Raw genomic sequence first — 14554 nt, forward strand, 5'->3', positions numbered from 1 at the left:
CGCGCACCGACTAGCCAACAAGGATATCATCTACGTGGGCCAGGGAACTAAGCAGATAGTGTTCGAGAGCATAGACAAAACCACGCCGGCGGAGTTTTACCTGCTGAGTTATCCTGCGCACAGTGCGTTTCCCGTGGCAAAAGCATCGCTGGGGGAAGCGGAGGCCGTGCGACTTGGTGATCCCCTTGCCTGCAATGAGCGCGTAATCTACAAGTACATTCATCCGGGTGGAATCAAGAGCTGCCAACTGGTGATGGGCGTCACCGTGCTCGCCCCAGCGTCGGTTTGGAACACCATGCCACCGCACACTCATGGGCGCCGTACAGAAATCTACCTTTACTTCGACATGCCCGAGGAGGCACGCGTATTTCACCTGTTGGGTATGCCAAGCGAAACACGACACATCGTTGTGGCAAACAAGCAGGCGGTCATTTCACCAAGCTGGTCGATACACTCCGGCGTAGGAACGAGTTCTTACTCCTTTTGTTGGGCAATGGGAGGGGAGAACCAAGTCTTTGAGGACATGCAAGGAGTTCGCCTCAGCGAGTTGAGGTGAAGCTTGTCTTCTAAAGTGGGCTGGAGAGGAAGATGATTCTCGACAAATTTCGGCTCGATGGTAAGGTGGCGATCGTGACGGGGGCCGCGCGCGGACTGGGGCAGGCGATGGCGATCGGGCTGGCAGAAGCCGGCGCCGACCTGGCAATTGTGGACATCCTTGATTTGGGGGCCACCCGTGACCGTGTCGAGGCGCTTGGAAAACGATGTGTGCCAATCAAAGCAGACCTCGCCTTGCTGGAGAGCGTCGACTTGATCGTAAACGAGACGCTCCAGGCTTTCGGCCGGATCGACATTTTGGTGAACAACGCCGGGATTATTCGCCGTGCACCGGTGTTGGAATTCTCGGTGAAGGACTGGGATGATGTAATGAACATCAACGTGCGAACGCTCTTCTTCCTGTCCCAGGCCGCAGCACGGCAGATGATGAAGCAGGGCGGAGGAAAGATTATCAACATAGCATCGATGCTCTCTTTTCAGGGAGGCATTCTGGTACCTTCTTACACCGCCTCCAAGAGCGCGGTCATGGGGCTCACTCGTCTGCTCGCCAACGAACTGGCACCGCACAACATCAACGTGAATGCAATTGCGCCGGGCTACATGGCCACCGATAACACCGCTCCCTTGCGTGCCGACCCGCTACGAAGCAAGGCGATTTTGGAGCGCATCCCTGCGGGCAGATGGGGCGAACCTGAGGACCTTAAAGGTGCGGTGGTCTTCTTGGCATCAGAGGCTTCGGCCTACATGCACGGCTACACCATCGCGGTGGACGGCGGGTGGCTGGCCCGATGAGGGGGCAAGCCTTTTGGTTGGTTACGCAGCGCGTCTGTCCCAGGTTTGCGCCGAGCTGAGGCTGGGGAGATGCACAAGAGCGGGTGGAGACCCCCACGGTGCAGTATGTGTTCGTGGGTCGAGTGAAAGGAAGTGCTTGTGAAACAAGTGTACTGTATCGCGCTGGCCATCACATGTCTGGTTTCCTGTTCCGAGCGGACTGAGAGAACACGGGTTCTCAAGCTAGCTCACGCCCTCGATACCAACCATCCGGTGCACAAAGGGATGGTGTACATGGCCAACAGGGTATGGGAAAAATCGAGCGGTCATTTGCGGGTGGATATTTACCCCAGCGGCCAATTGGGTGACGAACGGGAGTTGATTGAACTGCTTCAGATTGGGAGCCTTGCCATGGCCAAGGTTTCCACAGCGCCGCTTGAGGCATTTGTTCCAGAAATGGAAATTTTTAGCATCCCCTACGTGTTTCGCGACGACGAACACCGATGGAAAGTACTAGAGGGGGAAATCGGGAAGCGGCTGCTCTTGGCCGGGGAGAAGTTTCTGCTCAGAGGAATGTGCTACTACGACGCGGGAAGTCGCAGTTTCTACACGAAGCGAGCCCCCATCTTGACTCCAGGCGACCTGAAGGGGTTGAAGATTCGCGTCATGAACAGCCCCACCTCCTTCAAGATGATCCAGGTCCTGGGCGGTTCTGCAACCCCTATTCCGTGGGGCGAGCTTTATACCGCGCTGCAGCAGGGGGTGGTAGACGGCGCAGAAAACAATCCACCGAGCTTCTACTACTCACGGCACTATGAGGTGTGCAAGTACTATAGCCTCGATGAGCACACCTCGATCCCCGACATCTTGCTCATGAGCACGATGGTGTGGGAAAGCCTCTCGGCAGAGGAACAACGATGGCTCCAGGAGGCTATCGACGAATCGGTGGATTACCAGAAAAGGCTTTGGCAGGAATCGTGTGCCGAAGCTTTGCGCGAGGTACAAAAGGCGGGTGTGCAAATATACAGACCCGACAAGGGGGCGTTTAGGAAAGCCGTGGTGCAGATGCACGAGGCATATCGGGGATCTCCGGTCTATGACCTGATTCAGGAGATCGAGCAAGTCCAATAGGGAGATGAGGATGGAGAAAGCCACAGAGTGGGTCACAAGAGTGTTGGGTTGGTTCCTGAGTGTGCTGATGGCAACGATGGTCATCGATGTAACCTGGCAGGTCTTTACCCGTTTTGTACTCCGCAATCCAAGTTCTTACACCGAAGAAATCGCGAGGTTTCAGCTTGTGTGGATCGGGCTCCTGGGCGCAAGCTACGCCTACCGCACGAAGGCGCATCTGGGGATCGACGTGCTTGCAGCAAAGCTGAAGGGAAACCGGAAAAGACTATTGGAGATCATCATCAATCTGCTGGTCCTCGCCTTCGCCTTTTTTGTGATGGTTGTGGGAGGCATCCGCCTGGTTCGTCTCACGTTCATTCTTCGACAGGTGTCCGCAGCCCTCGGAATCCCGATCGGTTACGTCTACATTGTTGTCCCTCTGTCAGGCGTCCTTATCATCTATTTCGCGTTGTACTTTATCATTGGCGCAGTGCTCGAGAAGGAGCGCATCGCCGTGCTTGGCAAGCCTGAGGCGGTCTGAATCCATTTGCCTTGTGATGGTGCATAGTCGGGAGTCGACGAAATGGACCTTTCCGTAGTGACCCTCGTGGCAAGCTTTGTGCTCCTTCTGGCGATCAACGTGCCGATAGCAATTGCGATTGGCATCGCCACTGCTTTGACCATGCTTTTCACCATAAGCCCCATGCCTGCCCTCACCACTGTCGCCCAGCGCATGGCCACGGGCATTAACAGCTTTACTCTCCTAGCGATTCCGTTTTTCATCCTTTCAGGGCAACTCATGGGCAGAGGCGGCATTGCGAGGCGATTGATCGACCTGGCAAAGGCGGTGGTGGGAATGTTGCCTGGTGGCCTTGCCTACGTAAACGTCCTGGCCTGCATGTTCTTCGGCGCAATTTCGGGCTCAGCAGCCGCAGCAACCTCTGCCATTGGCGGCTTCATGATACCGGTGATGAAGAAAGAAGGCTATGACACTAACTTCAGTACTGCAGTGACCGTGACAGGCGCAACCACCGGGCTGCTTATTCCGCCATCAAACATCCTGATAGTCTATTCCCTCGCAAGTGGAGGGGTATCGATCGCCGCGCTGTTTATCGCTGGCTACATCCCTGGATTCTTGCTGGGCGTCGGCTTGATGGTGGTTGCGGCTGCGCTTTCCCTAAGGAACAAATACCCGGTCGCAGAGAAGGTAGGGTTTGTGGAAAGTCTTAGGAGGCTATTGGAGGCCATTCCGAGCCTGCTCTTGGTAGTGATTGTGATAGGGGGAATAATCGCCGGCTTCTTCACCGCCACGGAGGCCAGCGCCATCGCCGTCCTCTATGCCTTCTTTCTGTCTGTCGTCATCTACCGAGAAGTGAAGCTCAAGGAGCTGCCTGATGTTTTGCTCAAGACCGTCGAGACCACGGCCATCGTGATGCTGTTGATTGGCACCTCCTCTGGTATGTCCTGGATTCTCTCATATGAAAACATTCCGCAGAACGTGACCGCTGCCATGATAGGGCTTAGCGACAGCAAGCTGATCATCCTCTTACTCATCAACCTCGTTCTGCTGATCGTTGGCACCTTCATGGACATGACCCCGGCAGTGTTGATTTTTACGCCGATCTTTCTGCCAGTGGTGGTGCGACTTGGGATGAGCCCTCTGCACTTCGGCATTGTCCTTGTCATGAATCTGTGCATCGGGCTGTGCACTCCACCTGTCGGTTCGGTATTGTTCCTCGGATGCAGCGTCGGCCAGACAAGCATCGCGCGGATGGTGCGGGTGCTCATACCGTTTTACATCGGAATGATCGTGGTTTTGATGCTCGTGACTTATGTTCCCTGGTTCAGTTTGTTTCTGCCAAAGGTGTTTGGCTACTGAGCAAAGTACCTGAGCTTGTGGAGGGGAGTCGCTGTTCAATATGAGTTTGCTCTGGAGGAAAAAGATGCTTCCACGTGACCGCTTCTTCGACCCAGATCCAACAACGCGTAGGGTCGCGCTCAAGCTCTACGAAGAAGTGAAGGGGCTTCCCATTGTCAGCCCGCATGGCCATGTGGATCCGAAGATTTTCGCTGAGAACAAGCCCTTTCCTGATCCCACGGAGCTGATTCTCATTCCGGACCACTATATTTTCCGCATGCTCTACTCCCAAGGCATCGCGATGGAGTCCCTCGGCATTCCCACCGTGGACGGGACGCGAGTGGAAAGTGACCACCGAAAGATTTGGCAAGTCTTTGCCAACCACTATTACCTCTTCGCTGGCACGCCAACGTCCCTGTGGCTGAACTATGTGTTGACAGAAGTGTTCGGAATCAAGGAAAAGTTGCACGGTGGTTCGGCGATGCGCATCTATGAACACATTTGTGAGAAGCTCAGCACGCCGGAGTTCCTGCCCAGGGCGCTTTTTGAGCGCTTTAACATCGAGGTACTGGCAACCACCGACGCCGCTACCGATACCCTAGCTCATCATCAGCAGATCCGAGACTCGGGTTGGCCAGGGCGCATTATTCCTTCCTTCAGGCCGGATGGAGTGACAGACATTTCCGCAAAAGGGTGGAGGCAGCAAATCGATCGACTGAGCGAGGTTACGGGCATCGACGTTGACAGCTACAAGACCTTTATCATGGCGCTGGAGCAACGGCGGGAGTTTTTCAAGAGCATGGGTGCGGTTGCTACCGACCACGCCGTGGAAACACCCTATACCCATGAGCTTGCACCCCGCAGGGCTGAGACCATTTTTGCCCGTGCACTGCGAGGCAAAGCATCCACTGACGATGCTGCTGCATTCACCGCCCACATGCTCATGGAGTACGCGCGTATGAGCGTTGAGGACGGGCTGGTGATGCAAATTCATCCCGGGTCCCTTCGCAACCACAACAGGGTAGTCTACGAGCGCTTTGGTCCCGACAAGGGGTGCGACATTCCGGTTGCCACCGAGTACACACGCAACCTTTATGAGTTGCTCAACAAATACGGCAATGACCGTCGCTTCCGCCTGGTTATCTTCACTCTGGACGAGTCTACGTACTCGCGGGAGCTCGCCCCGCTCGCCGGTCACTACCCTGCTTTGCGTCTCGGGCCGCCGTGGTGGTTCCACGACAGCATCGAAGGGATGATGCGCTTCCGAAAAATGGTGACGGAGACGGCAGGCATATACAACACCGCTGGGTTTAATGACGACACCAGAGCATTCACCTCCATACCTGCGCGGCACGATCTGGCCCGCCGTATCGACTGCAATTTTCTTGCTGGTTTGGTGGCGCGTAAGATTATTGATCTGCAGGAAGCGCAGCGAATGAGCCGTGCGCTAGCCTATGAGCTGGCGAAAAAGACATACAACCTGTAGGGGGCTGTGCGCGTTACCCTTGTTGGGAAAGGCTGAGGATGGAACTGGGCAAATACTCTTTTGGCATAGGAGATCGGTTCGGGCTGCAAGGGCAGGCGCTGTTGGGGGCAATCATGGATGCCCGAGAAATGGGAGTAAACCTGACGCCTGTGTGGAACAAGTCCTACCGGGAACACGCGATCGTGGGTACCACTCCTGCTGATACGCGCCGGGAGGCGGACGAGGCTGTGCGCGAGCTGGGGTGGCAGGCGCCCTACTTCGTAGACGCGGACCACATCACCTTGCGGATCGTAGACGACTTCGTGGACCATGCGGATTTCTTCACAGTAGACGTCGCTGAGCAGCTGGGTAGGGAACCTGGCAAGGGGGAGCTCGATCTGTTTGTTCACCGACATGCTGGTCTAATAGGACCCCTGCGAGTACCGGGAATTGAGGAGCCGTTCAGGGTAGGAAGGGCGGAACTGGAACGAGCGGGCCGGCGGTACCTCGCGGCATTGGAAGAGACCACCAGAATCTACCAGCTGCTGGTAAGGAACAAAGGGGAGGGCTCATTCGTGCTTGAGCTCTCAATGGACGAAACGAGCGAGCCGCAAGATCCTCTTGATCTCTTGCTCATCCTCGCCGAGGTGGGGTTTCGTCGCATACCCCTGGCCACCATCGCGCCCAGGTTCCCTGGCATGCTAAGGAAAGGGGTGGATTTTCTGGGCGACCTTGGTGCTTTTCATAAGAGCTTCAGGCAAGTTGTTGCTGTCATCCGTTTTGCGGTCCGCGAATTTGGTTTGCCGAAAGGGTTTAAAGTGAGTTTCCATTCTGGCAGCGACAAATTTAGCCTCTATGGCACGATGCGCAGCGTTCTGCAAGAGTTCCATGCAGGACTGCACATCAAAACTGCCGGGACTACCTGGCTCGAAGAGTTGGCAGGACTTGCCGCTGTAGGAGGAGAAGGCCTCGCCATTGCGAAGGAAATCTACGGCAAGGCTTACAACCGTATGGCGGAGCTAACGGCCCCCTACGCGACGGTAGTCGAAATCGATCCCAGAAGTCTCCCGCTACCTGAAGAGGTCAACCGATGGGACGAAGAGCGCTTTGTATCCTGCCTCACACACGACCTGGAGAATCCTTGGTACAACGAACATTTTCGTCAATTGCTGCACGTAGCTTACAAGATCGCCGCGGAAGCGGGAACTCGGTTCAGGGAGTTGGTGTTGAAGCATCAAGACGTCATCAGCGCCAATGTGCGGAGAAATATTCTCGACCGACACATCCGGCCTCTTTTCATGGGAGATTGATACATGGGCTACCTTGAAGAATTATTCGGTCTTAAGGGAAAAGTTGCGGTGATCATAGGGGGAGGCGGAGTGCTGGGCGGAAGCATGGCTTTAGCCCTGGCCAAGGCCGGCGCGGCCGTTGCCGTGGTCGACCTGGACGAGGAGAAGGCCGAGGCCTGCGCCAAACAGATTGTTTCCATCGGCGCCCCCGCAATTGCGCTGCAGGCGGATGCTTCCAGCAAATCTGCCCTAGAAAAAGCGGCCTTGGCCATTGACCGAGCCTACCACCGCCTAGACGTGCTGATCAATGCGCCGGGCATTAATTCGGCTACACCCTTCTTTGAGATTTCCGAGCAGGAGTGGGAGCAAATCTTGAACGTAAACCTGAAGAGCATGTTCCTGGCATGTCAGATCTTCGGAAAAAGAATGCTCGAGCAGCGGCAAGGAGGCAGCATCATTAACATTTCGTCGGCCTCTTCTGGGCCACCACTGTCGAAGGTTTTCACCTACAGTATTTCCAAAGCAGGTGTGAACAACCTGACACAGTTCTTGGCTAGGGAGTGGGCTCCCCACCGTATAAGGGTAAACGCCATCGCCCCGGGCTTCTTTCCCGCAGAACAAAACAGGCGACTGCTCACGAAGGAGCGCACAGAGGCCATCTTGAGGCATACCCCAATGGGCAGGTTCGGCGAACCGGACGAGCTGGCTGGGGTGGTATTGTGGCTGGCGTCTGAGCGTGCCTCCTCATTTGTCACCGGTGCGATTATCCGGGTGGACGGGGGCTTTTCTGCAATGACCATCTGAAGGGTAGGGCCGGAGGAACGTATGGACAAACAAGACTTTGGCATAATCGGTCTCGGCGTGATGGGCCAGAATCTGGCCCTCAACATAGAAGGCCACGGATACACGGTGGCAGGCTTTGATCTCGATGCCCAGAAGAGGCACAGTTTTTCCGTACGCGCGGCCGGAAAGAACATCGCCATTTACCCCACGCTGGCGGAGTTTCTTGCCCATCTCGCCTCCCCAAGACGAATACTCGCTATGGTTCCAGCTGGTCGCGCCGTGGATCGTGTCATCGAGGAGCTTTCGCCGCATCTGGCTGCCGGCGACATACTCATCGACGGCGGAAACAGCCACTTCACAGACACGGAGCGTCGCGTCAAACTACTGGAGAACAATGGCGTACTCTTTGTTGGCAGCGGCATAAGCGGCGGCGAAGAAGGTGCGCTCCACGGACCTTCAATCATGCCCGGTGGCAACTCCGAAGCATGGCCGCACCTGCGACAGATTCTCCAGGCCATAGCTGCAAAGGCCAATGACGGTACGCCCTGCTGTGCCTGGATCGGACCCGGCGGCTCGGGCCATTTTGTGAAAATGGTCCATAATGGCATAGAATACGCCGACATGCAGATGATTAGCGAGGCCTATTTCCTCATGGATCGGCTGCTCGGGCTGGGGCCCGAGGAGATGCAATCGGTGTTCGCGGAATGGAACAAAGGGGAACTCAATAGCTACCTCATTGAGATTACCAGCGCTATCCTGGGAAAGAAAGATGAACTGACGGGACAGCCTCTCGTTCGCATGATCTTGGACACGGCGGAACAAAAAGGCACGGGAAAATGGACGAGCCAGGTGGCCCTGGACCTCGGCGTGCCCGCGCAGACAATAGCCGAGGCAGTCTTTGCGCGCGCCATGAGCGCTTTGAAACGAGAGCGGCTCAACGCAGCCGGTGTTCTGGCTGGGCCCTCAAAAAGCTTCGAAGGCGACCGAGAGCGGTTCCTGGACAAAATACGTGAGGCATTGTGGGCCTCGAAGATATGCTCGTACGCACAGGGATTTCAGCTAATGGCCGCTGCGAAGGCGGATTACGGATGGGATCTCGATCTGCGCGTTATAGCCTCGCTCTGGCGGGCTGGGTGCATCATACGGGCGCAGTTCCTTACACGCATCATGGAGGCCTACCACAGGGCACCAGACTTGCCGAACCTGCTTCTGGATGACTACTTCAGAGAACAAATAGAACAGTGCCAGGATGGCTGGCGAGAGGTGGTGGCTACGGCTGTTGCCCATGGCCTACCTTGCCCTGCGTTTGCCAGTGCGTTGGCGTACTTTGATAGCTACAGGACGCCGGTTCTACCGGCCAATCTCATTCAGGCGCAGCGCGACTATTTCGGCGCGCACACGTATCGCCGCGTTGACCGAGAGGGCGTCTTTCATACCATTTGGACCGAACAGGCGAGCGAGCGATGACTATCGGAAGGGGAGTAACATCGGGGCACCTCTCGAATGAAGAGGTGCGGGACTACACCGTTGCCGCGCTATCCAACGTGGCCCCGAAGGGCAAGCGGGTCCTCGTCATAGTCCCTGATCTAACCAGGAATGCACCGGTGCCGTTCTTTTTTAGAATCCTGACTGAGGTTCTTAGGCCACAAGTGAAGGCTTTGGATTTCCTTCTCGCTCTTGGCACACACCCGCCTCTGACAATGGAGAAAATCGCGCAACGGGTGGGTTTGACGCCTGATGAGCTCGCAGCGAACTACCCCGACGTCCGGTTCTTTAACCACGCGTACGACGAACCTGGTGAGTTAGCGATCATCGGGACCATTTCAGAGGCGGAGGTCTACGAGATTTCGGCAGGCCTACTTAAGGAGAATGCCGTAGTAACCGTCAACAAAAGAGTTTTTGGCTATGATCTCTTAATCGTTCTCAGCCCTGTTGTGCCACACGAGGTGGCTGGTTTTTCGGGGGGTAACAAGTACTTCTTTCCAGGTATCGCCGGGGCCGACTTTATTCACTTTTTCCATTGGCTTTCGGCTGTCATAACCAACATGGCGCTCAACGGAGTAAAGGAAAACCCTGTGAGGCGGCTGCTGGACCGTGCCGCTTCCTTTCTGCCCATTCCACGACTGTTCATCAATCTTGTGATGCGGGAGGGAGACGTAGCCGGATTGTTCATCGGTGAGGACCGTGATGCCTGGTCGCAAGCGGCAGACCTATCGGCTAAGGTCCACGTGCGTTACATGGATCGGGCGTATGAACGGGTACTCGGTATCGCTCCGCCATATTATGAGGACCTGTGGGTTGCAGGAAAGGTGATGTACAAATTGGAGCCCATTGTCGCCGATGGAGGCGAGCTGGTCATATACGCTCCACACATCACGGAGATCTCCTACACGCACGGTGCAACCCTGAAGAGGATCGGGTACCACGTCCGCGACTACTACTTGGCGCAAATGGACAAATTCAGAGATGTGCCACGCGGCATCCTGGCCCATTCCACACATGTAAAAGGGGCTGGGACTTACGAAGCGGGCACGGAGCGGCCAAGAATAAATGTAGTGCTCGCGACGGACATCCCTGAACAGACTTGCAAGCAGATAAACCTCGGCTACCTTGACTACCGCAGCATCAACTTGGCGGACTGGCGCAACCGCGAACAGGAGGGGATCCTCCTTGTGGAAAGAGCAGGTGAGCAGCTTTATCGTCTACGGCCCAGAGAGTGAAACAGGAGCTCAGGAGACCTTTCTAGGTTAGAGAGAAGCTCCAGAACTCCAGAGCCGTGGTCAAGTTTTTCCATGGAAGGTGGACAGAAAAAAGCATAGGGAAGGACGGGACCGAGCTTGCGGAGCGCGCAGAGAAGGCGATAGAACGGGCACAGGAGAGGAGGAACGCGATGGTTTTCACGGAGAGTCGGAACGTGGCTGAGTTTGTCCCGAGGCATGAATTCTTCGTTGGAATAGACTCTGATGGCTGCGTCTTTGACTCAATGGAGATAAAGCACAAAGAGTGCTTCATACCTAATATCATAAAGTACTGGGGCCTACAGCCGGTAGCGAAATACGCGCGGGAGGCGGCCGAGTTTGTGAACCTCTATTCAAAATGGCGAGGTGCAAACCGTTTTCCGGCCCTGGTGAAGGTGCTGGACCTTCTTCGCGAGCGTCCAGAGGTGAAGCGCAGGGGCGTGCAAATACCCGACGTAGAACCCCTGCGCAGGTTTGTGGCGTCTGGTGTACCATTGGGTAACCCGGCATTGAGAGAAGCTGTTGCCGCAAGCAGAGACCCTGTGCTGGTGAGAACGCTGGAATGGAGCGAAGCGGTGAACGCGGCGATAGCTGATCTGGTTCACGGTGTGCCGCCGTTTCCCTTGGTAAGGGAAAGTCTGCAGAAACTGAGCTCTCATGCAGACATCATGGTGGTTTCCGGCACGCCGGGGGAGGCGTTGCAAAGGGAATGGCAAGAGCATGACATTGCACAGTACGCGGCTATCATCGCCGGGCAAGAAGTGGGCAGCAAGAAGGAGCAACTGCGCCTGGCCACGGCAGGAAAGTATCAGCCTGGCCGCATGCTGATGATCGGGGACGCCCCCGGAGATCTGGAGGCTGCTCGGGCAAACCAGCTGAGGTTTTATCCCATCGTTCCGGGCCAAGAAGAAGATAGTTGGGCCCGTTTCCATGATGAGATCATCGATCTTTTTCTTGCAGGAGAGTACAGCCCAGGTATGGAAGCTGAACTTGTTTCCGAGTTCACGGCGCGTCTGCCTGAAAAGCCGCCGTGGGCTTGAGCCAGCAGTGACCAAGAAGACAGTCGGCACCGTCAGTCGATCACATTCACCACATGCGCAGCGTGCAGATGCAGAAGCCCAGCTGCCACGCGCCGCCAACTTGCAGCCTGTAGCCGAGCCAACTTGTCCGCTGTGTTGCGTCGGGCTTCAGTTCTCGAGAGCAGATTAAGGTGGTCTTCGGACGTTGCTACTTCCGCGGGGCACTGCCGAAAAGGCAGGGGGGAACTAAACAAGCGAGGCGCGGGGCGACATGTAATGCGCTATAAGATGCGTTATGTTACCAATAGGCATTTCCAGTTAACCCCCTCCTCCCCAAACGTTATTAAACTCACCCGGCGACTACATTCACAAGCTTATCACGCACCACCACCACTCTCCGCACGCTCTTATCGCCTACGAACTTGCGCACGCGCTGATCCTCCAGCGCAAGTCGCCTTAACTCCTCCTCCGGAAGCCCGCGCTGAACCACTGCCGACGAGCGCAGCTTCCCGTTCACTTGGAACACGACCGTCACAGTGTCCCGAGCAGCCAGCTTTTCGTCGTACTTTGGCCATCCCGAGTCGAAAACGCTGTAGGTTCCACCGATCTGTTCCCAAAGTTCTTCGCCCAGGTGCGGAGCGAACGGCGCCAGACACTGAATTAGGGTCCGAATCGCATCGGTGAGCACGGCCCTGTTTTGTTCCGCGACGGGCACCTTTTCCACGTAGCCATACAGCGCGGAAACGAATTCCATCAGGCGGCTTATCGCAGTGTTGAAGTGGAACCTCTCCAAGTCTTGGGTCACAGCTTGCACAGTCCTGTGCTGTGCGTGCAGCAGTTCAGACGAATGTTGCTTCTCGTCACCCTGCGGGGGATTGGCGCAAAAGCCCTGCACAAGCCTCCACACACGGTTGAGGAAGCGGTGGACGCCCGCGATCCCTTCGTCGCTCCAGTCGCCGCCCTCGGTGTAGTCGCCCATAAACATCATGAACATCCGGAAGGCGTCCGAACCGTAGCGATCCAAGTAAGTCTCGGGGTTTACCACGTTGCCGCGGGACTTGGACATCTTGGCACCACGATTAGTGATAGTGCCCTGATGCACAAGACGCAGGAACGGCTCCTCGAACTTTACTAGACCCATATCCTTGAGAGCCATAGTGAAAAAGCGTGCGTAGAGAAGATGCATGACTGCATGCTCAGCACCACCCACGTATTGGTCCACAGGCAGCCATTTCTCCACCACCTCGGGGTCAAACGGCTTATCGTCGACGTGCGGATTCGGAAAACGGAGGAAATACCAAGAGGAACAGACAAACGTATCCATGGTGTCCACCTCGCGGCGAGCAGGGCCTCCGCACCGCGGACACATGGTGTTTACAAACTCGGGCACAGTGGCCAGTGGCGACTCTCCTTGCCCCGTGAACGTGACGTTTTCCGGCAGCAGGACAGGGAGGTCCTTTTCCGGTACCGGCACAATGCCACATGCATTGCAGTAAACGATGGGAATGGGCGCACCCCAGTACCTCTGCCTTGACACGAGCCAGTCCCTCAGGCGGTAGGTCACCTTGAACTCCGCGCGGCCTTGCCTCTTAAGCGTCTCCACAATGGCACGCCCGCCCTCCTTCCAGTCCATCCCGGAGAAAGGACCAGAATTGATCAGGCTCCCGGGGCCCTCGTAGGCACGGTCTGCTGCCACCTGCGTACGCTCAGTTGGCTGGATCACCTGCACGATCGGCAAACCGAATTTTACTGCAAATTCATAGTCGCGCTGGTCATGCGCGGGCACGGCCATTACCGCACCAGTCCCATACGAGAGAAGCACATAGTCAGCAATCCACACCGGTATTTCTTGGCCATTGATCGGATTGATGGCGTATGCCCCAGTGAACACGCCTGTCTTTTCCTTTTCCGTGCTTGTCCGCTCAATTTCGCTTTTCCTACGACAGGCTTCCACGTACTCGGTCACGTAAGGACGTTGCTCCGCCGACGTAATCCTTTCGACAAGAGGGTGTTCCGGGGCCAGCACCATGTACGTCGCACCAAAGAGGGTATCCGGTCTGGTGGTAAAAACCTCCACAACCTCATCGTGCCCCTTAAGCCTGAAGCTGATCTGAGCTCCCTCGCTCCGACCGATCCAATTCCGCTGCATGATGATGGTCTTTTCCGGCCATTGTAGCTTTTCATGTCCTTGGAGCAGTCGCTCGGCGTAATCTGTAATCCGGAAAAACCATTGTTCCAGGTCCCGCCGCGTTACCTCGGTGGTGCAACGCTCGCAACGGCCATCAATGACCTGCTCATTCGCAAGAACCGTTTTGCATTGTGGGCACCAATTCACCGGTGCCTTGGCGCGGTAGGCCAGCCCATGCTCGTACAGTTTGAGGAAGAACCATTGGGTCCACTTGTAGTACCGGGGCGAGCTGGTGTCGATCTCTTTGTCCCAATCGTACATGGCACCTATCCGCTCGAGTTGTTTACGGATAAAGCGGATGTTCTCAGCGGTGCTGATGGCAGGATGGACCCCCTTCTTGATCGCATAGTTCTCCGCGGGAAGCCCAAAGGCATCGTACCCCATGGGCTCAAAGACGTTGTACCCCTGCATTCGCTTGAACCGGGCCCAGCTGTCGGTAGGGCCGTAGTTGTACCAATGGCCAATGTGCAACTTGTCGGCCGACGGGTACAAAAACATCACCAGGCAGTAGAGTTTTTTCTCCGTCTTGCTCATGTCGGTGCGGTACAGGCCCGTCTCTTGCCACCGACGCTGCCATTTGTCTTCGATGTCGCGAAACGAATAGCTGCTTTTCGCTTTCACCACACCCTCCTGGTGCCAATCGGTACCTCGTAAAGAAAAGGTTCAACCCCCTCGGCGCGAGACACAGAGGGCCGAACCCTAGTCGGGGCGGGCGGATTTGAACCGCCGACCTCCTGCTCCCGAAGCAGGCGCGCTATCCGAGCTGCGCTACGCCCCG

The 14554-nt window shown here is 56.2% G+C and carries 12 protein-coding genes and 1 tRNA gene; 11 read left to right on the forward strand and 2 right to left on the reverse strand.

Features of this window, described 5'->3' with window-relative positions; genetic code table 11:
* From kduI to ONB25_12745, 11 genes are all read left to right on the forward strand, one after another.
* On the forward strand, positions 1-556 hold a 556-nt coding region (kduI, locus tag ONB25_12695; GenBank protein MDZ7393745.1), incomplete at its 5' end, for a 5-dehydro-4-deoxy-D-glucuronate isomerase.
* 32 nt (positions 557-588) lie between these two features.
* Entirely contained in the window at positions 589-1347 is a 759-nt protein-coding gene (gene kduD, locus ONB25_12700; GenBank protein MDZ7393746.1) for a 2-dehydro-3-deoxy-D-gluconate 5-dehydrogenase KduD, read from the forward strand.
* 147 nt (positions 1348-1494) lie between these two features.
* Positions 1495-2457, forward strand: a complete 963-nt coding sequence (locus ONB25_12705; GenBank protein MDZ7393747.1) for a TRAP transporter substrate-binding protein — start codon at positions 1495-1497, stop codon at positions 2455-2457.
* Between the two features lie 10 nt (positions 2458-2467).
* A complete protein-coding gene (locus tag ONB25_12710; protein MDZ7393748.1) occupies positions 2468-2977 on the forward strand; it encodes a TRAP transporter small permease in 510 nt (169 codons plus the stop codon).
* Between the two features lie 42 nt (positions 2978-3019).
* Positions 3020-4315 carry a TRAP transporter large permease gene (locus ONB25_12715; protein ID MDZ7393749.1) on the forward strand — a complete coding sequence of 432 codons (1296 nt, stop codon included), beginning with the start codon at positions 3020-3022 and terminating at the stop codon, positions 4313-4315.
* A gap of 64 nt (positions 4316-4379) precedes the next feature.
* On the forward strand, positions 4380-5780 hold the full coding sequence (uxaC, locus tag ONB25_12720; GenBank protein MDZ7393750.1) for a glucuronate isomerase: 1401 nt from the start codon (positions 4380-4382) through the stop codon (positions 5778-5780).
* A 38-nt stretch (positions 5781-5818) separates the two neighbouring features.
* The gene (locus ONB25_12725) at positions 5819-7069 is read left to right on the forward strand and encodes a tagaturonate epimerase family protein (protein MDZ7393751.1); all 1251 of its coding nucleotides are present in this window, start codon (positions 5819-5821) and stop codon (positions 7067-7069) included.
* A gap of 3 nt (positions 7070-7072) precedes the next feature.
* A complete protein-coding gene (locus tag ONB25_12730; GenBank protein ID MDZ7393752.1) occupies positions 7073-7852 on the forward strand; it encodes an SDR family oxidoreductase in 780 nt (259 codons plus the stop codon).
* A gap of 21 nt (positions 7853-7873) precedes the next feature.
* Positions 7874-9298 carry an NADP-dependent phosphogluconate dehydrogenase gene (gene gndA / locus ONB25_12735; protein MDZ7393753.1) on the forward strand — a complete coding sequence of 475 codons (1425 nt, stop codon included), beginning with the start codon at positions 7874-7876 and terminating at the stop codon, positions 9296-9298.
* A complete protein-coding gene (locus ONB25_12740) occupies positions 9295-10551 on the forward strand; it encodes a lactate racemase domain-containing protein (GenBank protein ID MDZ7393754.1) in 1257 nt (418 codons plus the stop codon). The genes gndA and ONB25_12740 overlap by 4 nt, the downstream gene beginning before the upstream one ends.
* Before the next feature lie 170 nt (positions 10552-10721).
* Positions 10722-11609: an HAD hydrolase-like protein gene (locus tag ONB25_12745; protein MDZ7393755.1), complete on the forward strand. Its 888-nt coding sequence runs from the start codon at positions 10722-10724 to the stop codon at positions 11607-11609.
* Between the two features lie 328 nt (positions 11610-11937).
* On the opposite strand, the gene leuS is transcribed toward ONB25_12745, so the two are convergent.
* On the reverse strand, positions 11938-14397 hold the full coding sequence (gene leuS, locus ONB25_12750; GenBank protein MDZ7393756.1) for a leucine--tRNA ligase: 2460 nt from the start codon (positions 14395-14397) through the stop codon (positions 11938-11940).
* Positions 14398-14479: 82 nt separating this feature from the next.
* A tRNA-Pro gene (locus tag ONB25_12755) sits at positions 14480-14554 on the reverse strand.

This window comes from candidate division KSB1 bacterium (genome assembly GCA_034506335.1).
GTDB lineage: Bacteria > Zhuqueibacterota > Zhuqueibacteria > JANLFK01 > Oleimicrobiaceae > Oleimicrobium.